This window comes from Bradyrhizobium yuanmingense (assembly GCF_025200905.1).
Classification (GTDB): domain Bacteria; phylum Pseudomonadota; class Alphaproteobacteria; order Rhizobiales; family Xanthobacteraceae; genus Bradyrhizobium; species Bradyrhizobium yuanmingense.
In genome coordinates this window covers 7,410,494-7,433,613 of the sequence record NZ_CP104173.1, presented here as the reverse complement: position 1 = coordinate 7,433,613, position 23,120 = coordinate 7,410,494, and the positions used below count along the sequence as shown (strand labels likewise).

18 protein-coding genes and 1 riboswitch are annotated in these 23,120 nt (G+C 65.9%); of the genes, 5 read left to right on the top strand and 13 right to left on the bottom strand.

The features are described from left to right. Nucleotides 1–24: 24 nt before the first annotated feature. Nucleotides 25–1,776 (bottom strand): gamma-glutamyltransferase, encoded by a 1,752-nt coding sequence (gene ggt, locus N2605_RS34425; protein WP_260345148.1) that lies wholly within the window; start codon nucleotides 1,774–1,776, stop codon nucleotides 25–27. 100 nt (nucleotides 1,777–1,876) lie between these two features. Between ggt and N2605_RS34420 the strand changes: the two genes are divergently transcribed. Beyond that, nucleotides 1,877–3,262: an MFS transporter gene (locus N2605_RS34420; RefSeq protein WP_260345147.1), complete on the top strand. Its 1,386-nt coding sequence runs from the start codon at nucleotides 1,877–1,879 to the stop codon at nucleotides 3,260–3,262. A gap of 121 nt (nucleotides 3,263–3,383) precedes the next feature. Here the strand turns inward: N2605_RS34420 and purH are convergent, their stop codons facing one another. From purH to N2605_RS34405, 3 genes are all read right to left on the bottom strand, one after another. Continuing rightward, on the bottom strand, nucleotides 3,384–4,976 hold the full coding sequence (purH, locus tag N2605_RS34415) for a bifunctional phosphoribosylaminoimidazolecarboxamide formyltransferase/IMP cyclohydrolase (protein ID WP_260345145.1): 1,593 nt from the start codon (nucleotides 4,974–4,976) through the stop codon (nucleotides 3,384–3,386). 24 nt (nucleotides 4,977–5,000) lie between these two features. Further along, a riboswitch (ZMP/ZTP riboswitch) is annotated at nucleotides 5,001–5,082 on the bottom strand. Nucleotides 5,083–5,141: 59 nt separating this feature from the next. After that, the gene (locus tag N2605_RS34410) at nucleotides 5,142–6,860 is read right to left on the bottom strand and encodes a heparinase II/III family protein (RefSeq protein ID WP_036002964.1); all 1,719 of its coding nucleotides are present in this window, start codon (nucleotides 6,858–6,860) and stop codon (nucleotides 5,142–5,144) included. Between the two features lie 157 nt (nucleotides 6,861–7,017). Continuing rightward, nucleotides 7,018–8,364: an RsmB/NOP family class I SAM-dependent RNA methyltransferase gene (locus N2605_RS34405; protein WP_109141989.1), complete on the bottom strand. Its 1,347-nt coding sequence runs from the start codon at nucleotides 8,362–8,364 to the stop codon at nucleotides 7,018–7,020. A 188-nt stretch (nucleotides 8,365–8,552) separates the two neighbouring features. Between N2605_RS34405 and N2605_RS34400 the strand changes: the two genes are divergently transcribed. Further along, nucleotides 8,553–8,762: a DUF1674 domain-containing protein gene (locus N2605_RS34400; protein ID WP_036024240.1), complete on the top strand. Its 210-nt coding sequence runs from the start codon at nucleotides 8,553–8,555 to the stop codon at nucleotides 8,760–8,762. A 49-nt stretch (nucleotides 8,763–8,811) separates the two neighbouring features. Here N2605_RS34400 and cysN read toward each other — a convergent pair whose 3' ends face one another. The 4 genes from cysN to N2605_RS34380 form a co-directional block, all read right to left on the bottom strand. Continuing rightward, on the bottom strand, nucleotides 8,812–10,707 hold the full coding sequence (gene cysN, locus N2605_RS34395) for a sulfate adenylyltransferase subunit CysN (protein WP_260345144.1): 1,896 nt from the start codon (nucleotides 10,705–10,707) through the stop codon (nucleotides 8,812–8,814). After that, complete coding sequence (cysD, locus tag N2605_RS34390; RefSeq protein ID WP_036024260.1) at nucleotides 10,707–11,669, bottom strand: sulfate adenylyltransferase subunit CysD; 963 nt, start codon at nucleotides 11,667–11,669, stop codon at nucleotides 10,707–10,709. Before cysD ends, cysN begins: the two co-directional genes overlap by 1 nt. A gap of 5 nt (nucleotides 11,670–11,674) precedes the next feature. Beyond that, a complete protein-coding gene (locus N2605_RS34385) occupies nucleotides 11,675–12,694 on the bottom strand; it encodes a sulfotransferase family protein (RefSeq protein WP_260345143.1) in 1,020 nt (339 codons plus the stop codon). Between the two features lie 155 nt (nucleotides 12,695–12,849). Further along, nucleotides 12,850–14,568: a methyl-accepting chemotaxis protein gene (locus tag N2605_RS34380; RefSeq protein WP_057025815.1), complete on the bottom strand. Its 1,719-nt coding sequence runs from the start codon at nucleotides 14,566–14,568 to the stop codon at nucleotides 12,850–12,852. A 202-nt stretch (nucleotides 14,569–14,770) separates the two neighbouring features. On the opposite strand from N2605_RS34380, the gene N2605_RS34375 reads away from it, so the two are divergent. Beyond that, a complete protein-coding gene (locus N2605_RS34375; protein WP_260345142.1) occupies nucleotides 14,771–15,355 on the top strand; it encodes a thermonuclease family protein in 585 nt (194 codons plus the stop codon). Between the two features lie 53 nt (nucleotides 15,356–15,408). Here the strand turns inward: N2605_RS34375 and N2605_RS34370 are convergent, their stop codons facing one another. Together N2605_RS34370 and acs are read right to left on the bottom strand one after the other, a co-directional pair. Next, nucleotides 15,409–15,924 carry a L,D-transpeptidase gene (locus tag N2605_RS34370; RefSeq protein WP_036024233.1) on the bottom strand — a complete coding sequence of 172 codons (516 nt, stop codon included), beginning with the start codon at nucleotides 15,922–15,924 and terminating at the stop codon, nucleotides 15,409–15,411. 436 nt (nucleotides 15,925–16,360) lie between these two features. Further along, nucleotides 16,361–18,307 carry an acetate--CoA ligase gene (gene acs, locus N2605_RS34365; RefSeq protein ID WP_225186444.1) on the bottom strand — a complete coding sequence of 649 codons (1,947 nt, stop codon included), beginning with the start codon at nucleotides 18,305–18,307 and terminating at the stop codon, nucleotides 16,361–16,363. A gap of 392 nt (nucleotides 18,308–18,699) precedes the next feature. Between acs and N2605_RS34360 the strand changes: the two genes are divergently transcribed. Further along, a complete protein-coding gene (locus N2605_RS34360) occupies nucleotides 18,700–19,869 on the top strand; it encodes a DNA topoisomerase IB (protein ID WP_225144193.1) in 1,170 nt (389 codons plus the stop codon). 110 nt (nucleotides 19,870–19,979) lie between these two features. On the opposite strand, the gene N2605_RS34355 is transcribed toward N2605_RS34360, so the two are convergent. After that, complete coding sequence (locus N2605_RS34355) at nucleotides 19,980–20,435, bottom strand: SRPBCC family protein (RefSeq protein ID WP_036024228.1); 456 nt, start codon at nucleotides 20,433–20,435, stop codon at nucleotides 19,980–19,982. A gap of 101 nt (nucleotides 20,436–20,536) precedes the next feature. On the opposite strand from N2605_RS34355, the gene N2605_RS34350 reads away from it, so the two are divergent. Then, nucleotides 20,537–21,631: an adenylate/guanylate cyclase domain-containing protein gene (locus tag N2605_RS34350; protein ID WP_036002982.1), complete on the top strand. Its 1,095-nt coding sequence runs from the start codon at nucleotides 20,537–20,539 to the stop codon at nucleotides 21,629–21,631. A gap of 92 nt (nucleotides 21,632–21,723) precedes the next feature. On the opposite strand, the gene N2605_RS34345 is transcribed toward N2605_RS34350, so the two are convergent. Beyond that, nucleotides 21,724–22,137, bottom strand: coding sequence for an EVE domain-containing protein (locus N2605_RS34345; RefSeq protein WP_036002930.1), 414 nt, complete (start codon nucleotides 22,135–22,137; stop codon nucleotides 21,724–21,726). 2 nt (nucleotides 22,138–22,139) lie between these two features. Next, nucleotides 22,140–23,120, bottom strand: a complete 981-nt coding sequence (locus tag N2605_RS34340) for an NAD(P)H-dependent glycerol-3-phosphate dehydrogenase (RefSeq protein WP_225127928.1) — start codon at nucleotides 23,118–23,120, stop codon at nucleotides 22,140–22,142.

Here is a 23,120-nt window from a genome sequence, read left to right as displayed (position 1 = left end):
TTACCCCGTCATTCCGGGAGCAGGTTACTGCGCCGCCGCCTCCGCGCCGCGCGTGCGCGGATCGGCTGCGCCCAGCGTTCCGTTCGGCGTCACCAGAATCGAGTTGGCAGATGTCTGGCCCATCGGCTCGACGACGAGGTGCCCCATCGCCTTCAGCTCGAGCAGCACGCCCTCGGGAAAGCCGCGCTCGACGCGCACTTCATCCGGCAGCCATTGATGGTGCAGCCGCGGCGCTGCGACCGCGGCTGCAACATCCATCTCGTAGTCGAGCACGTTCACGATCACCTGCAGCACGGTCGAGATGATGCGGCTGCCGCCGGGCGAGCCCGTCACCAGCACCGGCTTGCCGTCCCTCAGCACGATGGTCGGTGACATCGACGACAGCGGCCGCTTGCCGGGTCCGGGAAGGTTCGCTTCGAAGCCGACGAGGCCATAGGCATTGGAGGCGCCGATTGCCGCGGTGAAATCGTCGAGCTCGTTGTTGAGCAGCACGCCGGTGCCGTCGGCGACGAGGCCGACGCCGTAGCTGAAGTTCAGCGTGTAGGTGTTGCTGACGGCATTGCCGCGGGTGTCGACGACGGAAAAATGCGTGGTGTTGCTGCCCTCACGTGGCGCGGCAGGAGAGGCCACGAGCTCTTTTGACGGCGTGGCGCGTTCGGGGGAAATGTGCGCGCGCAGCTTCGCGGCATAGTCCTTCGCAATGAGGGTCTCGATCGGCGCGTTGACGAAGGCGGGATCACCGAGATAGCGGGCGCGATCGGCATAAGCGCGCTTCATGGCTTCGATCAAGAGATGCAGCGACGCCGCCGATCCCTGCTTCAGATCGGCCAGAGGGAAGCCCTCGAGGATGTTGAGCGTCTCCATCAGCACGACGCCGCCGGATGAGGGTAGCGGCATCGACACGATGTCATAGCCGCGGTAGCTGCCACGCACCGGCGTGCGGATGACCGGCTGATAGGCCTTGAGGTCCGCCGGCGTCATGATGCCGCCGGCATCGGTCACGGCCTTGGCGAGTTTCTCGGCGACCGGCCCCTCGTAGAATCCCCGCGGCCCCTGTGCAGCGACGGCCGCCAGCGTTTCGGCGAGATCGCCCTGCACCAGCCGATCGCCTTCGCCCAGCGGCGTGCCGTCCGGTCGCGAGAAGATCCTGGCCGAAGAAGGCCAGCGTGCCAGCCGCCGGTGCCAGCTCGGCAACGTATCGGCCATGTCGTCGCTGACGATGAAGCCATCGCGTGCGAGCCCGATCGCGGGCGCCAGCAATTGCGCCAGCGTGAACTGACCCGAGCCGTATTTCTCGAGCGCGAGCGCAAGGCCGGCGACGGTGCCGGGCACGCCGATGCCGAGCGCGGAATCCCGTGACTTCGTCGCGTCGGGCTTGCCGTCGGCGCCGAGGAAGATCTGCGGCGTGGTCGCGGCCGGCGCGGTTTCGCGATAGTCGATCGTGATGTCTTCATTGCGATCGGCGGAATGGATCACCATGAAGCCGCCGCCGCCGATATTGCCGGCACGCGGATAGGTCACGGCCATCGCGAAGCCGGTCGCGACCGCAGCGTCGATGGCATTGCCGCCGCGCCGCAGGATGTCGGCGCCGATCTGCGCGGAGATCTTCTCCTGCGCCACCACCATGCCGTGCTCGGCGGCGACGGCGCGCACTGCCTCGCGTGCGGGCGGAACATAGCCCTGCCGTGCATCCTGAGCGGTCGCAGGGGCGAGACCGAGCACCAGGACGGCAATGGCGGCTAAAAATCTCCGCCGTGTCGAATATGACGACATCATCGAATTCCCGCCGTGGCGTTGCACCGGTTCACACCCGTCACTGTAATGCTATACCGTTTGCTCTAAGAGAGGCAAAACTGTTCGTGATGGGTGCTGCGTGATGACGACAATCGCTCCGGATGCGCGCATGGCCGGCGTGGCGCGGACCTATCCGCCGCGCGCCGCCGTCGTGAGTTGGATCTTCTTCGATTGGGCCGCGCAGCCATATTTCACGCTGATCACGACCTTCGTGTTCGCGCCCTATTTCGCGACGGCCATTGCGCCAAATCCCGCCGCCGGTCAATCCTTGTGGGGCTTTGCGATGGCGGCCGCGGGCCTTGCGATCGCGCTGTTGTCGCCGGTGCTCGGCGCCATCGCCGACGCTTCGGGCCGCAGGAAACCGTGGATCGCAGGTTTCGGTACGGTGCTTGTGCTGGCGTCCTGCACGCTCTGGATCGGCAAGCCCGGCGATCATGCCGTCATTCCGCTGGTGCTCACCGCAGTTGCGCTCGCCAGCGTCGGTGCGGAATTTGCCACGCTCTTCAACAACGCGATGATGCCGACGCTGGTGCCGCCGGAGCGGATCGGTCGTCTCTCCGGCACCGGCTGGGCCACGGGCTACATTGGCGGCATCGTCAGCCTGATCATCGTGCTCGGCCTGCTCGCCGCCAATCCCGAGACCGGCCGCACGCTGCTCGGCGTCACGCCGCTCTTCGGCCTCGATCCCCTCACACGTCAGGGCGATCGTGCCGCGGGGCCGCTGACTGCGCTGTGGTTCATCATCTTCGTGACGCCGATGTTCCTGTTCACGCCGGATTATCCGGCGAAGCGCCCGCTGGGCGAGGCGTTGCGCGAAGGCCTGTCGGAGCTGAAGCAGTCGATCAAGAGTCTGCCGAGGCAGAAATCGCTCGCGGCATTCCTGCTCGCCAACATGATCTACACCGATGGTCTGGTGTCGCTGTTCGCCTTCGGCGGCATCTATGCCGCGGGCACCTTCGGCTGGCACACCATCCAGATCGGGACGTTCGGCATCATGCTCGCGATCGCCGGCGCGCTCGGCGCCTGGTTCGGCGGCAAGCTGGATGATCGTCTCGGGCCGAAGCGCGTCATCGCCGGCAGCCTGCTGGTCCTGCTGCTGTCGGTGGCCGCGATTCTCCTCGTCGACAAGGACAGCGTCCTGTTCGTCAAGACCGCGCCGCCGCAAGCGGGCGCTGCCCTGTTCTCGAGTACGGCCGAGCGCGCCTATCTCGTGCTGGGCTGCCTGATCGGTGCAGCCGGCGGCCCGCTCCAGGCCGCTTCCCGCACGCTGCTGATCCATCTCGCGCCGGAGGATCGCATCGCGCAATATTTCGGCCTGTTTGCGCTGACGGGAAAGGTGACGTCCTTCATCGGCCCGCTCCTGATCGGCCTGGTCACCGCGCTGACCGCCAGCCAGAAGGCCGGCATGGCCGTGCTGGTGGTGTTCTTCGTTGCGGGATTGGGGCTGTTGATGCGGGTGCGGGATTAGCCCGCATCATGCAACTCTATCCTCGTCATTGCGAGGAGCACTTGCGACGAAGCAATCTAGACCTTCCTTGCGGAGACAGACTGGATTGCTTCGCTTCGCTCGCAATGACGAGTCAATGGACTCAATGCCTGAAGTGCCGCGTTCCCGTGAACACCATGGCGATACCGTGCTCGTCGGCGGCCTTGATCACCTCGTCGTCGCGCATGGAGCCGCCGGGCTGCACCACGGCGGTGGCGCCGGCTTCGATGCAGGCAAGCATGCCGTCGGCGAACGGGAAGAACGCATCCGAGGCCACCACCGAACCCTTGGTGAGCGGTTCGGCGAGCTTCAGCTCGGCCGCCGCATCCTGCGCCTTGCGTGCGGCGATCCGCGCTGAATCCACCCGGCTCATCTGACCCGCGCCGATACCGACGGTGGCGAGATCCTTGGCGTAGATGATGGTGTTGGACTTGACGTGTTTTGCCACCCGGAACGCAAACTTCAGATCACGCATCTCCGCATCCGTCGGCGCGCGCTTGGTGACGACCTTGAACGTCATGTCGTCGACAACGGCGTTGTCGCGGCTTTGCACCAGCAGGCCCCCGGCCACCGTCTTGGCGGTCAGGCCCGGCGCACGCGGATCGGGCAGGCTGCCGGCGAGCAGCAGGCGCAGGTTCTTCTTGCCGCCGATGATGGCGATCGCCTCTTCGCTGGCGTCGGGCGCGATGATGACCTCAGTGAAGATCTTGGTAATCTCGCGCGCGGTATCGGCATCGAGGGCGCGGTTCATCGCGATGATGCCGCCGAAGGCCGAGGTGGAATCGCAGGCCAGCGCCCTGCGATAGGCCTCGACGAGGTTCGGCCCTTCGGCGACGCCGCAGGGATTGGCATGCTTGACGATGACGCAGGCCGCGGTGCGCTTGGCGTCGAACTCGCCGATGCATTCATAGGCGGCATCGGTGTCGTTGATGTTGTTGTAGGAGAGCTCCTTGCCCTGGAGCTGCCGCGCGGTCGAGACGCCAGGGCGCTTGTCCGGCGTCGCATAGAATGCGGCGGTCTGGTGCGGGTTCTCGCCGTAGCGCAACGACTGGATCAGCCTGCCGCCGAAAGCGCGGAAGTCGGGCGCGTCGATCTCGAGCTGACGGTTGAACCAGTTCGAGATCGCGGCGTCATAGGCCGCAGTGCGGGCATAGGCCTTCGCGGCGAGCCGCCGGCGCAGCTTTAGCGTGGTCGCGCCCTTGTTGGCGGCAAGCTCGTCGAGCACGGCCTGATAGTCCTGCGCCTCGACCACGACGACAACGTCGTCGTGATTCTTGGCGGCGGCGCGGATCATCGCGGGGCCGCCGATGTCGATGTTCTCGATGCAATCCTCGAAGCCCGCGCCTTTGTCGACGGTCGCCTCGAACGGATAGAGATTGACGACGAGCAGGTCGATCGGCGCGATGCCGTGCGCTTTCATCGCCTCCGCATGGTCCTTATTGTCGCGGATCGCGAGCAGGCCGCCATGCACCTTCGGATGCAGCGTCTTGACGCGGCCGTCCATCATCTCGGGGAATCCGGTGAGGTCGGAGACGTCCTTCACCTTAAGGCCGGCCGCGGCGATTGCTTTCGCGGTGCCGCCGGTCGAGACCAGCTCGACATCGTGCGCGGCGAGCGCCTTGGCGAACTCGATCAGGCCGGTCTTGTCGGAGACGGAGAGAAGGGCGCGGGTGACGCGGCGGGGACGGTCAGTCATGAGCAAGATCCTCTGTTCAGGGAGTGTCTATGCCCAGGCGCGCGGCTTATATGTCCCGCGCTTCCCGATGGTGCTCCATCCAAGGTCGCCAGTCGCGCGAGCGAGCGCTCGATAGCAGCTTTTGGCGTCGCTCTCAACGGGTAGATAGGGCCGGATCGCGCCTGTTTACAACGGAAGTTCCGGCTCGCGCCGGGCGTTGCGGCGGGCATTGGTCACTGCGGGCGAGGCGGTGGAGCGGACAAAGCTCCAGCGGATCGACGGCGCCTGGCGGGCGTTCTGACGGATCACGATCTGGGCGGTGCGGCGCGGGCCGTCATTGCCGGCCAGGAACACGCTGTCCTCGAGATCGACCTTGTCGTCCAATGCCTCGAAGGTCCAGACGTCGCGGTTCGGCAGCACCAGCATGACGCCGCGCGCATCCGACAGCCGGCTTGCCTTCACTGCGGGATGCAGATGGAAGCGCAGCGCGAAATCGGCATCGGCGCCCTTGAAGCGTCCGCCCTGCGGCGGCGACAGCGCGTCCTCGCCGTCGATGCGCGCGCCGTCATTGGCGATCATCAGCACGCGGCGGTGGATCGCGCCGAACTTGGCGAGATAGCCGTCATGTGAGGTCGTGAGCAGCGTGCCGTTCTGCACGACCTCGCGATAGCTCTCGACCTCGACCGGGCCGCTGGTGACGGGCGCGCCGTGCAGGAGCCGCTTCATCGCCGACATCTCGACGAACTGGCATGACGACGACTCATGATAGGTCAGCGTCGAATGCGCCGCCGTGCTGCGCGCGAACGGCCGCCAATTGTCGCGGCCGGTGGTCGGCATGCCGCAATTGGTGACGATGCGGCTGATGCCGGACGACAATTCGAACGAGAGGCAGCCGGCATGGGCGTCGTGACTGACGCCGGCCGGCGGCGGCGGGCCGGTGTCGATGATCACAGTGGTCTGGCCGGCATCAAGGCGCTGAAAGCCGGTATGCGGCATGTTCGCCATCGGTGCGCCGTGGGTGTCGTCATAGGCAAGCAGCGTGGCGAGCAGGTCGGACGAGGTCGCGCTCATGCCGTTGAACAGGGCGAAATTGCCGTCGCCGTGCCGGAAGAAGCGCAGCATCGGCATCATGCGGTCGATCGCATTGAGCAGGGCCGGCGGCGGCGCGATATTGCGCGCGGCAAAAGTCTGCCGCAGCGGCAAGAGGTCGATCAGGAGCTCGATCAGCGCGCCCGGATTGCGCGAGATGTGGCCGCCATCGGGCAGGATCTGCCGCTGCAATTCGTCGGACAGCTTCTTGGAGGCGCTGCGGATGTGACGCGTCTGGTTGGCGAGGCACAGGGACGCATAGCACAGCGCGATCAGCACCTGCAGCTTCGGCACCCCGTCCGGAATGTCGACCATGGTGTAGCGCAGGAAGCGGATCTCGCGCGCCAGCGCCCGCAAGTAACGGCGGTAGAACTTGTTGTCGGTCTCGCTCAGCACCAGCGGCGCCTGCGAGAGCAGCGAAATCACGCGCCTCGCCAGTACGTCGGCGCGGCGCGCGACGGGGCGGCGCTTGTTGGCGGGATTCGAGATCCAGTCCTCGATCAGCGCGCGCGCATTCGCCCGCGTCAGCGCCGTATCGGCGGCGCGCAAGTGCCGCAGCCAGCCGAAGCCGAGCAGCGCAACCTCCCAATCCTCCGACGGCGGCTCGAGGTCGAAGATCGAGCGGCCATGGCAATTGACGATCTTGCCGGCGAAGACGAAGCGACCGGCATAGATCTCGGCAGCGCGAGTCGCATCCGCGGTCCGCAGGTCATGCGGCGCAATGATCAGCCGGTCGGTGCGGCCGGGCCAGACTCGCGACAGCACAACTGAACCGCCGCTCGCGCGCGCGAGCATGTTCCGCGCGAAGCGGTTCATGACCAGCGTCGAGATACGTCTGCGTTGAGCGACCGACACGCCTTGCCTTGATGGGGGAGAGGATCAGTGACGAATCCTTATTAATCCCAAAATCGGACGCCTGACACCACCTTGAACGGCGCGAATCAGGGTCGTGGTCGCAAAATCCAGTGCAAAATCAGGATTTAACGAGCCGGGCCGCGAAAAATCCGTCGAGCCCGCCGAGCCTGGGATCGGCGTTCGGCAGATGGCAGGGCAGGGTGCGCAGGTCGCCGTCCCCGTTGAGGATTTCGTCGAGGCCCGCAACCTCCGATGCCACGATCGGAGCGCGGCGAAGCGCGGGCTCGGCGGCGAGCAGTGCGGCCACCGCCTGCTCGCCCTCCTCGGGTTCCAGCGAACAGGTGCAATAGACCAGCGTCCCGCCCGGCTTGAGCAGCGACACCGACTTGCGCAGCAGCCGCTGCTGGAGCGCGGCCAGGGTCGCGATGTCGGAGTCCTGCCGCAGCCATGCGACGTCGGGATGCCGGCGGATCGTGCCGGTGGAGGTGCAGGGAGCATCGATCAGAATACCGTCGAAGGCCTCGGCCGGGCCGGCCCATTCCACGGCGTCAGCGACGACGGTCTCGGCCTGCAGCGACAGCCGGGCCAGGTTTTCGCGCAAACGCGCCACCCGTGCCGGCGAGCGGTCGATCGCCGTGACCTGCGCGCCCGAGAGCACCAGCTGCGCGGTCTTGCCGCCAGGGGCGGCGCAGAGATCGGCAATGGACTTGCCTTTGACATCGCCGAACAGCCGGGCGGGCAACGCGGCGGCGGCGTCCTGTACCCACCATTGTCCTTCGGCGAAGCCGGGCAGCATGGTTACCGCACCATGCAGCAGCATCCGCACCGTTCCCGTCGGCAGCATCTCACCATGCAGGCGGCTTGCCCATTGGGCGGGATCCGATTTCACCGTGAGATCGAGCGAGGGCTCGTGGCCGAGCGCCGATGCCATGTCTCGTGCGGTCGCCTCGCCATAATGAGCGCTCCAGCGCGCGAGCAGCCATGGCGGCAGATCCAGTGATTGCGTCGCGACCTCCTCGACCAGCGCCTTGCCCTCGCGCGCACAGCGGCGCAGCACGGCGTTGACGAGCCCGGCATAGCGCGCGGCGCGGCGGTCGGATTGCACGAGGCGGACGGAGAGATCGACCGCGGCGTGATCCGGCACGTCCATCCAGAGGATCTGGGCGGCGCCGATCAAAAGTGCGCTCTGCGCGCGTGGCGCGTCGGAGGGAACGCCCTTGTCGAGCAGGCGGGACAGCACATGGCCGAGCGTGCCGAGCCGGCGCAGCACCGTGGCGACCAGGCGCCGCATCAGCGCGCGGTCGCGGTCGGCCAGCGTCTTCAGTCCGGGATGGGCACCGCCGCCGTCGAGCTGGTCGTCGAGCGTGCGGTGCTTGTGCAGCACGCCGTCGACGATGTCGGCGGCAATCCGTCGCGCCGCAAGGCCGGGCACTTCGGACGGAGGGACGAAACGTTGAGATGGCATGCGGAAGCAAGGTTCTGAACGAGCGGCAGTTCCGCCGCGATGGGCGCATGCCTTGAGAAGGCGATCTCTGACACGCGAATATGCCAAATGTAAGAATCGCTTGCGGGTTTTTCAGCGCTCCGAGCCGATTTCAGGAATGCGTTATTGGGCATCGCGTTGTGCCCGGTCCTGCGCTAGAAAGCGCGGCGATGAGTGACCCCGTTCCCGATCGCAAGCCGCTGTCGCCGGCCGCCCAGCGCGCGCTGGCCGAGGCCGAGGCGCGCCGGCAGGCTGCGGCCGCCAAGGCCAAGGATGAGGCCAAGAACAAGACCAAGGCGAAGGAGCTGCAGGGGCCGAAGGGGCCCGAGCCCACCCGCTACGGCGATTGGGAGCGCAAGGGCATCGCTTCCGACTTCTGAGCTTGCAGTCGGAGCGGCTGGATAACGCCGGCAGATCTCGTCCCGGTCGTCACAGGTAGTTGTGCGCTCGCAAGTAGCGGATGATGCGTTCGCAGGCCGCCTCGCTCGACAGCTCCGAGGTGTCGATGGTGATGTCGGGCGCCAGCGGCGCTTCGTAGGGGGCATCGATGCCGGTGAATCCCGGCAGCTGGCCCGACCTAGCCTTGCGATAGAGCCCCTTGGGATCGCGGCGCTCGCATTCGGCAAGCGGCGTCGCGACATGGATCTCGATGAACTCGCCCGCCTCGAGCCGCTGGCGCGCCAGCTGGCGCTCGCTGCGGAACGGCGAGATCAGCGCCACCAGCGCGATCAAGCCGGCATCGACGAACAGCCCCGCGATCTCCGCGACGCGCCGGACGTTCTCCGTTCTCTCCGCGTTGGAAAAGCCGAGGTCGCGGTTGATGCCGTGACGAAGATTGTCGCCGTCGAGCAACGCGGCATGGCGCCCGAGCTCGGCGAGCCGGCTGTCGACGAGATTGGCGATGGTCGATTTGCCGGCGCCGCTCAGCCCCGTGAACCAGAGCACGCAGGGCCGTTGCTGCTTCAGCCGGGCTCGCACGGATTTGTCGACCGCAAGCCGCTGCCAATGAACGTTGGTGGCGCGGCGGAGCGACATGTCGATCATTCCCGCCGCCGCAGTGCGATGGCTGATCGGGTCGATCAGGATGAAACTGCCCATCTCGCGGTTGTCGCGATAGGCCTCGAACACCAGCGGGCGGTCGAGATCGAGATGGACATAGCCGATCTCATTGACGTCGAGCGTGGCGGCGCTTTCCCGCGCCATGGTGTCGATGGCGATCCGGTGCTTGAGTTCCGTGATCACCGCGCCGGTCGAGGCGGTACCGCACCGGAGCAAATAGCGCCGGCCGGCGACCATGGCCTCGCCATCGAACCAGACGAGATGGGCCGCGAGCTGATCCGCCACCGGCGCTGCAGATCCGGCGGTCAGCACGTCGCCGCGGCTGACGTCGATCTCGTCGGCGAGCGTGAGGGTGATGGACTCGCCCGACCTTGCGTGATTGCGCTCGCCGGCGGGCGTGAGAATGCGCGCGATGCGGGTCTGGTGTCCCGACGGCTGCGCGCGAACGGCATCGCCCACTGCGATCGTTCCACTCGCGATCCGTCCGCAGAAGCCGCGAAAATCCGCATGCGGCCGACTCACCCATTGCACCGGCAGCCGGAACGGCTGCTGCGAGGCGTCCCCGGCCACGTCCACGGATTCCAGATAGGCCGTAACGGTCGGTCCCTCGTACCAGGGCATGCGCGTGCTCGCGGCGACGATGTTGTCGCCGTCGGGCGCCACGACCGGGATGCACTGGACCTGAGAGATCCCGAGCTGACCGGCCAGAGTCAGGTATTCGGCGGTGATGGCAGCGAAGCGATCGCCGTCGAATCCGATCAGGTCCATCTTGTTCACGGCGAGCACGACGTGGCGGATGCCGAGCAGCGACAGGATGTGGCTGTGACGCCGCGTCTGCGTGATCACGCCCTTGCGGGCGTCGACCAGCACCACGGCGAGCTCAGCATTGGAGGCACCGGTCGCCATGTTGCGCGTATATTGCGCATGTCCCGGCGTGTCGGCGACGATGAAGCGGCGCAGCTTCGTGGCGAAGAAGCGGTAGGCCACGTCGATGGTGATGCCCTGCTCGCGCTCGGCCTGCAACCCGTCGACCAGCAGCGCGAAGTCGAGGTCGCCGCCGGTGGTGCCGGCGGTCCTGCTCTCCGAGGCGAGCGCGTCGAGCTGGTCGTCGAGCAGCGTCTTCGAATCGTAGAGCAGCCGACCGACCAGCGTGCTCTTGCCGTCGTCGACGCTGCCGCAGGTGACGAAACGCAACGTCGGGCGATCGTCTTGCTCGAGCTGCGGCGCATCGGCGGCGGCGATCGCCGGTGCCTCGTGATAGGACATCAGAAATAACCTTCCGCCTTCTTGCGCTCCATCGATGCGGGACTGTCCCGGTCGATCATGCGTCCCTGTCGTTCGGAGGTGCGCGACGCCATCATCTCCTGCACGATCTCGGGCAGGGTTGCCGCCGTCGAGCTCGTTGCACCGGTGAGGGGATAGCAGCCGAGGGTGCGAAACCTGACTGAGCGCGATTGCGGCTCCTCGCCGGGCTGCAGCGGCATCCGGTCGTCGTCCACCATGATCAATGCTCCGTCGCGCTCGACCACGGGGCGCGACGCTGCGAGATAGAGCGGAACGATCGGGATGTCCTCGAGCAGGATGTAGTCCCACACGTCGATCTCGGTCCAGTTCGACAGCGGAAACACCCGCATGCTCTCGCCGGGCGCGAGCCTCGTGTTGTACAAGCCCCACAGCTCCGGCCGCTGGTTCTTCGGATCCCAGCGATGCGCAGCGCTGCGGTGTGAGAACACGCGCTCCTTGGCGCGCGACTTCTCCTCGTCGCGCCGCGCGCCTCCGATCGCGGCGTCGAAGCCGTGGAAGTCCAGCGCCTGTCGCAGCGCTTGCGTCTTCATCACGTCGGTGTAGCGGGCCGAGCCGTGGGTGAAAGGGTCGATGCCCTGGCTCAATCCGTCATTGTTGGTATGGACGATCAGGTCGAGGCCGAGCTCGCGCGCGCGTCGGTCCCGAAACGCGATCATCTCGCGAAACTTCCAGGTCGTATCGACATGCAGCAGCGGAAACGGCGGCTTGCCGGGATCGAAGGCCTTCATCGCCAGATGCAGCAGCACCGAGGAATCCTTCCCGATGGAATACAGCATGACCGGCTTGCGGAACTCGGCCGCCGTCTCTCGCAGGATGTGGATGCTTTCCGCCTCCAGACGGCGGAGGTGGCTGGCGACGTGACGCTGCTTGCCGCCAGCACCTTCACGGAGTGCGGAATCGGCTCCGGTGGGAACGTCCAGCATGACCATCACGCAGCCGCAGCAAACCAGTCGCCGAACAGACGTTGCGACAGTGCCGCATTCAGGCCGAGATCGCGAACACAGGCGGCGACCGCGACGCGATAGGCATCATTGACCCCGCAGCGCTCCAGAGCCTCGCGTTGCGCTTCGCTCAGAGAGGCCGTCGCACGGCGCTGGTAGCGATAGGCACTGTCGGAGGTGTGCAAATTGGGCACCTTGTAGATCGTCGCTTCGCTCGGGAAGATGACGCGCGCATTGTTCGCGTGCGAGTCTCCCGGCTCACGCCAGGACGTCACGGCATTCTCGTTGAAGCTGCCCGAAAGGCCGATCCGTTCGAACAGGACACGAACCGAGGACACGGCCTCCTTGCTCACCTCGTAGACGTAGTGAGTGACGGCAACGCCCTGTCGCTGGGCGTAGCTTGCGACTTGAGCCGCGCTGAGCGCGGCGACGACATAGTGCCGCAGCAATACATCTTCAGGCGCGCGCGAGATCAGCTTGTCGAGCCACGATGCCAGTGAACTCGCCGGCTCACGGTCGAGCATGATGAGATGCAGCCGGTGCCGCGGATAGCCCGCCTCGATCAGCAACTTGAGCGGATTGAACAGGCTCTCGGCGAGCACGTAGGGCCCGATCGTTTCCTTGCTGAAGATGTGCGGCTCGTCGTCTGCCGACGGCACGGCCCACGGCGCCGGCCTCTTGCCGACGAGCGCATCGCGCAGCATGGCCTTCAAAGGCTGATAGTAGGAAGGCATCCCGGTCATGCCGAACAGATTGCTCAGGGCCGTCGATCCGACGCGCGCCTTGCCGCATGCAAAATAGAGCATGGGAAAGTCTTGCGGCGAGCGATGCCGGAAGCCGTCCGCCAGGCACTCCGTCACCTCGCGCATCAGTGTTTCGAGCGCGACGGTCCTGGTTTGGAACCCCTCCACCGGCGGAAGCAGCGTGGTGTCGAGAGAACTATCTTGCTGACGAACGAGTTCGGCGATTCGCTCGAGCGAATCGGAGGACGACGCATCGATATTCATGGCGGGGGACTCGCTGAACAAGTTCCGCAAGCGAGTTGCTTACGGCTCAATGTTCAACCTAGTGTTGATTACGACCCCGGTCAAACCCGGGAAATCCCGGGGGCTTCATAAATGTCCGGCGAGCACGGCAATCGTGCTCGCCGCTCCGTTGCGCATTACGCGGCGCGCACGGTGCTGAGGAACTTCTCGACCTCGGTCTTCAGGAGGCTGCTTTCGCTCGACAGCGAACGCGCCGACGCCAACACCTGTCCCGACGCCGCGCCGGTCGCGCTCGCGCCATGGCTGACCTGGGCGATCTTGTCCGCGACTTCGACCGTTCCCTTGGCGGCTTCGCTGACGTTTCGCGCAATCTCGGCCGTCGCTGCGCCCTGCTGTTCGATCGTCGCGGCAATGGTCGTGGAAATATCGGAGATGCGGCCGATGGTCGTTCCGATTTCCTTGATCGCTCCGACGGAGTCCTGCGTTGCCGATTGCATGCCGGCGATCTGCGCGCTGATTTCCTCGGTCGCTCGCGCGGTTTGCGCCGCGAGCGCCTTGACCTCGCTCGCCACGACCGCAAAGCCGCGGCCTGACTCGCCGGCGCGCGCCGCCTCGATCGTTGCGTTTAGCGCCAGGAGGTTGGTCTGTTCGGCGATCGCCGTGATCAATTTGACGACGTCGCCGATGCGGCCCGCCGCCTTGAGCAGCTCGTTGATCCGGGCATCGGTGCGCTCGGCCTGCTTGACCGCATCGCCGGCGATACGGCTGGAATCGTGCACCTGACGGCCGATCTCGACGACCGACGTGCTCATTTCCTCGGCCGCGGACGCCACGGCCCCGACATTGGTCGAGGCTTCCTCCGAGGCGGCGGCGACCATTCCGGAGAGCTGCTGGGTCTGTTCGGCCGTACCCGACAACGTGCCGGCCGCGGATTCGAGCTCCTGGGATGCGGCTGACACCGAGTTGATGATGCCGCCGACCGCAGTTTCGAACGCGTTGGCAAGCCGCGTCATCTCCTGCTTGCGCTGAGCGGCCGCAGCGGCTTGATGGTTCTTCTGCTCGGCTTCCATCTGCTCGATGCGGATCAGATTGTCCTTGAAGGTCTGTGCCGCGCGGGCGTTGTCGCCGACCTCGTCGCCACGGCGGGTGTAGGGAATTTCGATCGCCTTGTTGCCTCCGGCGAGCTGCAGGAGCACATCGCCGATGCGACGGATCGGACGGGCGACGTTCAAGACGGAAAAGACTGCGGAGCCGACCAACGTCAGGACGACGAATAGGCCGACGATCAAAGCGAAATTGGCGACGCGGTCCAACTCGGCCAGCATCTCGCCCTTGCGGCGCGCGGCGAATTCGTTGGCGACGCCGACGAGATCGTCGATGCGCTTGCTGACTTCCTGCGCTGCCGGACGCATATGCTCTGCGAGAATACTTGCCTTGGCCGACTCTGCTGCAAGCTTGGCGCCACCCGCGGGGGCGGCGATGACCGCCTTTTGCGCCGCGGCGAGCTCGACGCCGCTGGCCAGATACGCATCGACGAACTTCTTGGCCTCGCGGTAAGCGTCCTGTGTGACCTTGCGGGTCGCCCGCTCTCTCGCGGCATCGATTTCGGTGCCGGCTTCGCCGGCCCGGGTACGGAGAAGCTCGAGGAGCCTGTCGACCTCTCCGGCTGACGGTGCCGAGCCGAGTTCGAGAGCGGCGAGCTGCGCGCGTGCCATCGCCGTCTGAGCCGCCTGCGCATTGCCCTTGTTGAGATAGTTGATCGTGACGAGGCGATTGGATTCGGCAATGGAGCGGTTGCCGAGCATCTGATTGGTCAGCATGCCGCCGACCAGCACGACGCTCACGCCCGTCACGATGCCGAGCTTTGTTCCAATGCGAAACCTGAATGACCTCACGGCAATCTCCCCTCGGTTTGTCGTATAACAGCTATTCGCAACCAATGATTGAGATTTGGAAAATATTCGCGGATCCCCAGTAGAACTACGGCTAACCTCTTTGACAGACGGAACTTTCGTGCATGGCCTCCGGCGCATTCGACGTCGTTTATGGACACGCTCGTGCTTGTGAGTTCCCCCGACTCAGACATAGCGTGAGTTGATGCGTTTCCAGGATCGCCCCAATTCCTACCGGCCGCAGTTCAGCGGCTCGCCGTTCGGCCGCCGCCTCTCCGGCCTATTGCCCTGGATGTTCGTGGTGGGCATCGCGCTGGCCGTCGTGCTCACATTCAGTCATGGAACGCACTGGCTTGTTCGCGATACCGATCGCAATGGAGATGCCGAGATCGTTCTTCAGCAGACCGGCCACGCGGATGTGCGTCCGGTCGAATTCATCCGCGCCATCGATGGCGACACTTTTCTCGCCCGTGTTCGCCTGCACGAGGGACGCGATCCCGTGGTCCGCATTCGGCTGCGCGGCATCGATGCGCCCGAACTGAAAGCATCCTGCCAGGAGGAGCTGGACAAGGCCGAAGCTGCGGCCCGTGCCTTGCGCGATCTGCTCGGCCAGGGCGGCGTGACCATCACCAATCTCGCTCCCGACAAATACGGCCGAGTCCTCGCGGACGTCGCGACCCGGCGGACTGCGAACGTCTCGGCGGCACTGCTCGCCGGCGGCTTCGTGCGCAGCTACAATGGCGGCCATCGCGACGGCTGGTGCGCGCGCGGCTGGCGGTTCTGGCAATAAAAAGGCCGCGTCGAAGACGCGGCCTTTCATTTCATCTCGGCTGATTCAGGCGATCAGCGCGTCACGACCACCGTCGTGCCGACGGAGACGCGGCCGTAGAGATCGGTGATGTCGTCGTTGAGCATGCGGATGCAGCCATAGGAGACGAAGCCGCCGATCGAGCCCGGCACGTTGGTGCCGTGGATCGCATATTCGCCGCCGGCGAGCGTCATCGCCGCAACGCCCATCGGGTTGCGCGGCGAGCCGCCCGGAATGACGTCCGGGATACCAGGCTTGTCGCGCTTCACCTCGGCGGGCGGCGCCCAGGCCGGATTGAGATATTTGCCGTCGATCTTCGTGGTGCCGGCCCACTGCTTGCCGGCTTTGCCGACGCCGACCGGATAGCGCACGGCCTGGCCGTTCCCGAGGATGAGATAAAGCCGCCGCTCGCTGGTTTTGACCACGATGGTGCCCGGCGAATAGTCGGCCAGGTGCGCCCCCACCATTTCCGGCCGCGCCTGCGCCGCCGTCGACGTCAAGGCCCCAGCCGCGATGGTGGCGGCCAGCGCCACCGCAATCCTCATCGACATCGATGCTTCCCCTTGCCCAAAACGGATCGTCCAAAATGACGCAGAACCGGCAATCGTCGCCGCACCAAGCCCTCGTCGATGCTCATTCTTAACCGCGCTCGTTAACCCAATGGTTTCGACGCGCGGCTGCCGAGGGCAGGCCAGCAGGGGGAACAAAGGAAATGTTCGAAATAAAGTAAATGACCAGAAAACAACACTCGACGGGAAAGATGCAGGCGCGCTGCCGCGCCCGCTGACAACAGCGTGAGGGTGTGAATGGCCGTTGGTTGAGAGGGCGCGCTGACGCGAAAACTAATCGCGTGTCCCGGATGCGCTGCAGCGTGAAACGCTGCTGCGCAGAGTCCAGGAAGCTACACGTTCTGACGTTTAGATGGGCCGCGGCTCAGCAGCGCACCGCTGAAGGAGCGCTGCGCTGCGTCCGGGGCACGAACTCGCCTTACGCCGACTTCTTGTTCTGCCGGTTCTTGACGAGATCATCGACAACGGCGGGATCGGCGAGCGTCGAGGTGTCGCCGAGGCTGCCCGGCTCGTCCTCGGCGATCTTGCGCAGGATGCGGCGCATGATCTTGCCGGAGCGGGTCTTGGGCAGGCCCGGGGCGAACTGGATCTGGTCGGGCGAGGCGATCGGGCCGATCTCCTTGCGCACCCAGGTCACGAGCTCCTTGCGCAACTCGTCGCTCGGCTGCACGCCGGCCATCAGGGTGACATAGGCGTAGATGCCCTGACCCTTGATGTCGTGCGGGAAGCCGACGACGGCGGCTTCCGACACCTTCTCATGCGCGACCAGCGCGCTCTCGACTTCGGCGGTGCCCATGCGGTGGCCGGAGACGTTGATGACGTCGTCGACGCGGCCGGTGATCCAGTAATAGCCGTCGGCGTCGCGGCGGCAGCCGTCGCCGGTGAAGTATTTGCCCTTGTAGGTCGAGAAGTAAGTTTGTTCGAAGCGGGCGTGGTCGCCGTAGACCGTGCGCATCTGGCCGGGCCAGGACCGCGTCAGGCAGAGATTGCCTGATGTTTCGCCTTCCAGCACCTTGCCGTCGGCATCGACGATCTCAGGCACCACGCCGAAGAACGGTTGCGTCGCCGAGCCGGGCTTCAGCTTGGTCGCGCCCGGCAGCGGCGTGATCAGGATGCCGCCGGTCTCGGTCTGCCACCACGTGTCGACGATCGGGCAGCGGTCGTCGCCGACGACGCGGTGATACCACTCCCAGGCTTCGGGATTGATGGGCTCGCCGACCGAGCCGAGCAGGCGGAGCGAGGCGCGCGAGGTCTTCTTCACCGGTTCGTCGCCGGACTGCATCAGCGCGCGGATCGCGGTCGGCGCGGTGTAGAAGATGTTGACCTTGTGCTTGTCGATGACGTTCCAGAACCGCGAATTATCCGGATAATTCGGCACGCCCTCGAACATCAGCGTGGTCGCGCCGTTGGCGAGCGGCCCATAGAGAATGTAGCTGTGGCCGGTGACCCAGCCGACGTCGGCGGTGCACCAGTAGATGTCGCCGTCGTGATAGTCGAAGACGTATTGATGCGTCATCGAGGCGAACACGAGATAGCCGCCGGAGGTGTGCAGCACGCCCTTGGGCTGGCCGGTCGAGCCCGACGTGTAAAGGATGAACAGCGGATCCTCGGCGTGCATGTGCTCGACCGGGCATTCCGTGGTCACCATCGCCGCGGCCTCGTGGTACCAGAGGTCGCGCGTGGGGTTCATGTCGACCTTGGCGCCGGTGCGCTTGACCACGACGACCCAGTCGACGCCGTCGGCCTTGCCAAGCGCCGCATCGACATTGGCCTTCAGCGGCACCTTCTTGCCGCCGCGTAGGCCTTCGTCCGCGGTGATGATCACCTTGGATTGGCAGTCGTTGATGCGTTGGGCGAGGCTGTCAGGTGAGAAGCCCGCGAACACCACGGAGTGGATCGCGCCGATCCGCGCGCAGGCCAGCATTGCATAGGCGGCCTCGGGAATCATCGGCAGGTAGATGGTGACGCGGTCGCCCTTCCCGACGTTGCGGGTGCGCAGGATGTTGGCCATCCGGCAGACCTCGTCATGCAGCTCTTTGTAGGTGATGTGCTTGGACTGCGAGGGATCGTCGCCCTCCCAGATGATCGCGGTCTGGTTGGCGCGTTTGGCGAGATGCCGGTCGATGCAATTGTAGGCGACGTTCAGGATGCCGTCCTCGAACCATTTGATCGAGATGTTGCCCGGCGCGAACGAGACGTTCTCGATTTTCGTCGGCGCCTTCATCCAGTCGATGCGCTTGGCCTGCTCCGCCCAGAAACCGTTCGGGTCCGAGATCGAGCGGGCGTACATCTCTTTGTACTTGGCCTGGTCGATCCAGGCGCGCTTCGCCCACTCCGCGGGGATATCGTAGATCTTCTCGGACATGCTTCCCTCCACATGCGGCAAGCTAAGGCAATGCCGACAGCATCATTTGATGGATTATGCGTCGGGCTAACCGGACCCGACAAGGAGCACAAGCTGGACCTTCGACGGGCAGCCGGCCATGCGGAGAATCAAGCTCCGGAAGGCCCGCTGTCGCAAATCTGAAACAGGGCCGACGAGCACTTTCCGGCTCTTCACCCAAACCGCCAGAACAGAGACCGCAGAGCCCCCATGCGGCGAGGAGAGGTATTTAGTAACCTCTTCTCACTGATTCGGGACTCGCAATCGTGTTCGGAACACCCTAAATGGCCAACCCGGGTCCAAAGAGACCCCTTGGAACAAAAATCACAACAGCGGCATTGATCGACAACAGGACAGGGCTAAGGCGTAAGACCATGATGGATCAGCAGAATCTCGGGACGATACGGCCCGCTTCAGCCGATCCTGCAGCCATTGCCCTAGCCAAGGCCCTCGGACAATGGCCGAAACCGGGTGGATTCAGGCGCCCGAGCCCCAAGAAGACCTACGACACGGCGCCTGCGGCGACGGTCGAGGCCCTCGCCAAGGAGCTCGGCTTGCGGCTCGGCGACCAGAACGAGCTGACCATCCGTCGTATCAGGCGCGGCAAGGGCTATTCCTTCGTCCGCCCCAACGGTGCGCATATCCGCGACGCCCGCACCATCCGGCGGCTGCATTCCATGGCGGTGCCGCCGGCCTATCGCGAGGTGCGCTACTCCGCCGACCCGAACTCGCATCTGCAGGCCGTCGGCCGCGATGCCGCGGGCCGGCTGCAATACCGCTACCACGCCGACTGGGAGAAGGTCCGCGAGCAGCGCAAGGCGCATCGCCTGGCAAAGCTCGTCGGCGCGCTGCCGAAAATCCGGCGCAAGGTCTCGGCGTTCCTGTCAGGGGACCAGCCGACGCGCGAGTTCGCGCTCTCGGCCGTGATCGAGCTGATCGCGCGCACCGCGATCCGCCCCGGCAACGAATCCTACGCCCGCCTCAACGGCACCCGCGGCGCGACCACGCTGCTGAAGTCAAACGTCACGCTGGAAGACGATTGTTTCGTGCTGACCTTCAAGGCCAAGGGCGGCAAGGCGGTGCGCAAGGAGTGCGACGCCGCCAAGCTGGTGCGCGCCATCGGCATTTTGCAGAGCGTTCCCGGCAAGCGCATGTTCCAGTATCGCGATGCCTCCGGCATCGTGCGCGCGGTCAGCACCACCCAGGTGAACGCGTTTCTGCGCGAGATCGCCGGCATCAAGATTTCCCTGAAGGATTTCCGCACGCTGATGGCGTCCGCCGTCGTGGTGGAATCGCTGTCGCGGATCACGCCGGCGAGCAGCCAGCGCGGCCGCAAGAAGCAGGTGCTGGATGCGATCCGCGCCGCCGCCGACCAGCTCTCCAACACGCCGGCGATCTGCCGCAAGAGCTACGTCCACGACACCATCGTCACCGCCTTCGAGGAGGGCATCCTCGAGCGCTTCGCCGCGACCATGACGGGTCAGCGCTCGCAGGCCAGGCGCGAGCAGCTGCTGGCGCAGGTGGTGGCGACCGCGGCAGTGTAACGAAGCGCCGCTCTCGTAAGGTGGGCAAAGCGAAGCGTGCCCACCATTTGCCCATGGTGACGGGTGGTGGGCACGGCGCGAAGAGCGCGCCTTTGTCCACCCTACGAGAGCTACTTATTATCTGACACACCTATGTCAGGACCGGGATCGCCGCCTGCGGCTGCGATCGTGAGCCGCTTAAGGTAGTGCGCCCAACCCGTTGCATGAGCGGCCGCCTGCGCTTCGTTCGGCAGGCCGCTATGGGTCATGCGCAGCAGCGTGCCGCCGTCCTGCTCGATCAGGTCGATCTCGATCAGGCTCGAGCCGGGCGGCACTTCCTGACCGCCCTCCCACCCGAACGTATAGGCCAGACGATGCACCGGCACGACCTCGCGGAACGCGCCGCGGGCGGCGGCGCCGTCCGGGCTGACGCCCTTGAGCAGGTAGAGCCCGCCGGGATAAGGCTCCGTGGTTGCGTCGGAGCCCATCCAGCTCAGGATCTTTTCGGGGTCGGTGAGGTAGGCGAAGACAGTGGCGCGCGGGGCCGCGATCTGGGTCTCGCGTCGCACTATGAAGGGTTCGGGCATCGGCAATCATCCCTGGTCTGACGATGGGACATGGCGGCGGCCCTGCGCTCCGTCAAGGATTGCCCGTGGCAAAGACGGCCCTGTTTCGCCATGATCGCCTCATGCAGCTCTCCCCGACCCTCGCCTGGCTCCTCGACGCGGCCTCGGATTGTCGCGGGGCCGACCACCTGCTCGCGGAGCTCGGCGCGCATCTGGCCGCCGATGGCGTGCCGCTCGCGGCAGGCGCCCTGACGCTGGAGGTGCCGCATCCGCTGATCGCGAAGCGGACCTGGCTGTGGCGTGCCGACAGCGGCCAGGTGATCGAAGCGCTCGGCTTCGCGCCGGGCGGCCTCGCGCCCGATCCACCCGACGACGCCGGCCGCCGTTGGCTGCGCGATATCGCCGGCGGCGATGTGCATGAAGATGTCGCCGGACGGCCCGATGGCCCGCTGCTCGGCTGGATCGGGCCGCGTCCGTTCACGGCGGATGAGATCGAGCAATTGCGTCAGGCCGCGCGTTTCGCCGCAACGCCGCTGGCCGTGCTCGCCGCGCGCGCCACCTTGCGGGCAACGCTCGATGCATACCTTGGCACGCGCAGCGCGGAGCGGGTACTGGCGGCGCCTCTGCGCCGCGATCTCGGCGAGACCATCCAGGCCGCACTGCTCTATGCGGATTTGCGCAATTTCACGACCCTGTCGGAGACGACACCGCCGGCCGATGTCATTGCGGCGCTCGATGCCTGGTTCGATCGCATCGCCGGCGCGGTTCACGCCTTCGGCGGCGAGGTGCTGAAATTCATCGGCGACGGCGTGCTCGCGATCTTTCCGGTGCTCGAGGCGTCCCCGCGCCGCGCCTGTGACGCTGCTTTGCGCGCGGCAAGCGCAGCCGAAGCCGGGATGGCGTATCTCAACAAGGAGCGCCGCGCGCAAGGGCTGCCGCCTTTGTCGTTTGGCGCCGCGCTCCATCTCGGCGAGATGCTCTGGGGCAATATTGGCGCCGCGAACCGGCTCGACTTCACCGCGATCGGCCCCGCCGTCAACCTCGCCAGCCGTCTGGAGGGATTGTGCAAGCCGCTGGGCCGGACGGTGCTGGTGTCGGGCGCGCTCGCCGCCGAGACAGAGATGCCGCTGGTTGCGCTTGGGACGCATGAGCTGCGCGGCATTGCCGCGCCGTGCGAGGTGTTTGCGCTGGAGGAGTCGCAAGCCCGGATATCGTAGCCCGGATGGAGCGAACCGTAATCCGGGATCGGGCTTCAATCGAGACTTTCCCGGATTGCGCTGCGCTCCATCCGGGCTACGAAACGACGTAACTACATCCCGCCCATCTTGCAGACGAGCTTCCACTCCTCTGCCGTCACCGGCTGCACGGAGAGGCGCGAATATTTCACCAGCGCCATATCCGCGAGCTTCTTCTCCGCCTTGATCGCGGCCATCGTCACCGGCGTCTTCAGGGGCTTGTCGGCCTTGATGTCGACGCAGACGAATTTGCCGGTCTTGTCGGTTGGATCGGGATAGGCCTCCTTGATGATCTCGGCGATGCCGACGATCTCCTTGCCCTCGTTGGAATGATAGAAGAACGCCTTGTCGCCCTTCTTCATGCTCACGAGGTTCTGACGGGCGGTGAAATTGCGCACGCCGGTCCAGGCCTCGCCCTTGGCGCCCTTCGCAACCTGCTGGTCCCAGGACCACACCGACGGTTCGGATTTCACGAGCCAGTACGCCATGCTTATTCCTCTGCCTTGAAGGGGCGCGTCATCAGCGCCGAGATCGCGGCATCGATCGTGCTTTTGCCGCTCAGGATCGATGCGACCGCCTCAGATACCGGCAACTCGATGTTTTGCGAAGCGGCGAGCTCGATCAGCACGGGGGCGGTGAACTCGCCCTCGGCGAGCTTGCCGGCGGGAGGCTGCTCGCCGCGGCCGAGCGCGAGGCCGAGCGCGAAGTTGCGCGATTGCGGGCTCGAGCAGGTCAGAATGAGATCACCGAGGCCCGACAGGCCGGTGAGCGTCTCGCTGCGTGCGCCGAGCGCACGGCCGAGGCGCGTCAGCTCGGCAAAGCCGCGGGTCGTGAGCGCCGCCTGCGCGGAGGCGCCGAGCTTGCGCCCGACCGCAATGCCGACCGCGATCGCCAGCACATTCTTGGCGGCGCCGCCGATCTCGACGCCGCGAATGTCGGTGGAGTGATAGGGGCGGAATGTCCGCGAGCCCAGCGCCTGCACCAGGCTGCTGGCGAGCGCCTCATCGCTTGCCGCCAGGGTCACTGCCGTCGGCAGGCCGCGTGCGACGTCGTCGGCAAAGCTCGGCCCCGACAGGATCGCCGGCTGCGCGTGCGGCGCGGCCTCGGCGATCACGTCGGTCATGAACTTATGGGTGCCGTGCTCGATACCCTTGGCGCAGGCGACGATCGGCACCGCCTTCGTGATGTGCGAGGCCAGCATGTTGACCGCACCGCGCAAATGTTGCGCCGGCGTCGCAATCAGCAGCATGTCGGCACGCGCGGCGAGCGCCAGATCGCTCGTCACGACGAGCTCAGGCACGATCCGAATCCCGGGCAGCCGCGGATTGTCGCGCGTCGATGCGATCCGCGCGGCGTGCTCGGCATTGCGTGCCCACAGCGTCACGCTTCGCCCTGCTCGCGCCGCCACCGTCGCCAGCGCCGTACCCCAGGCGCCCGCGCCGATCACTGCGACGGATTGGAACGCGGTCAT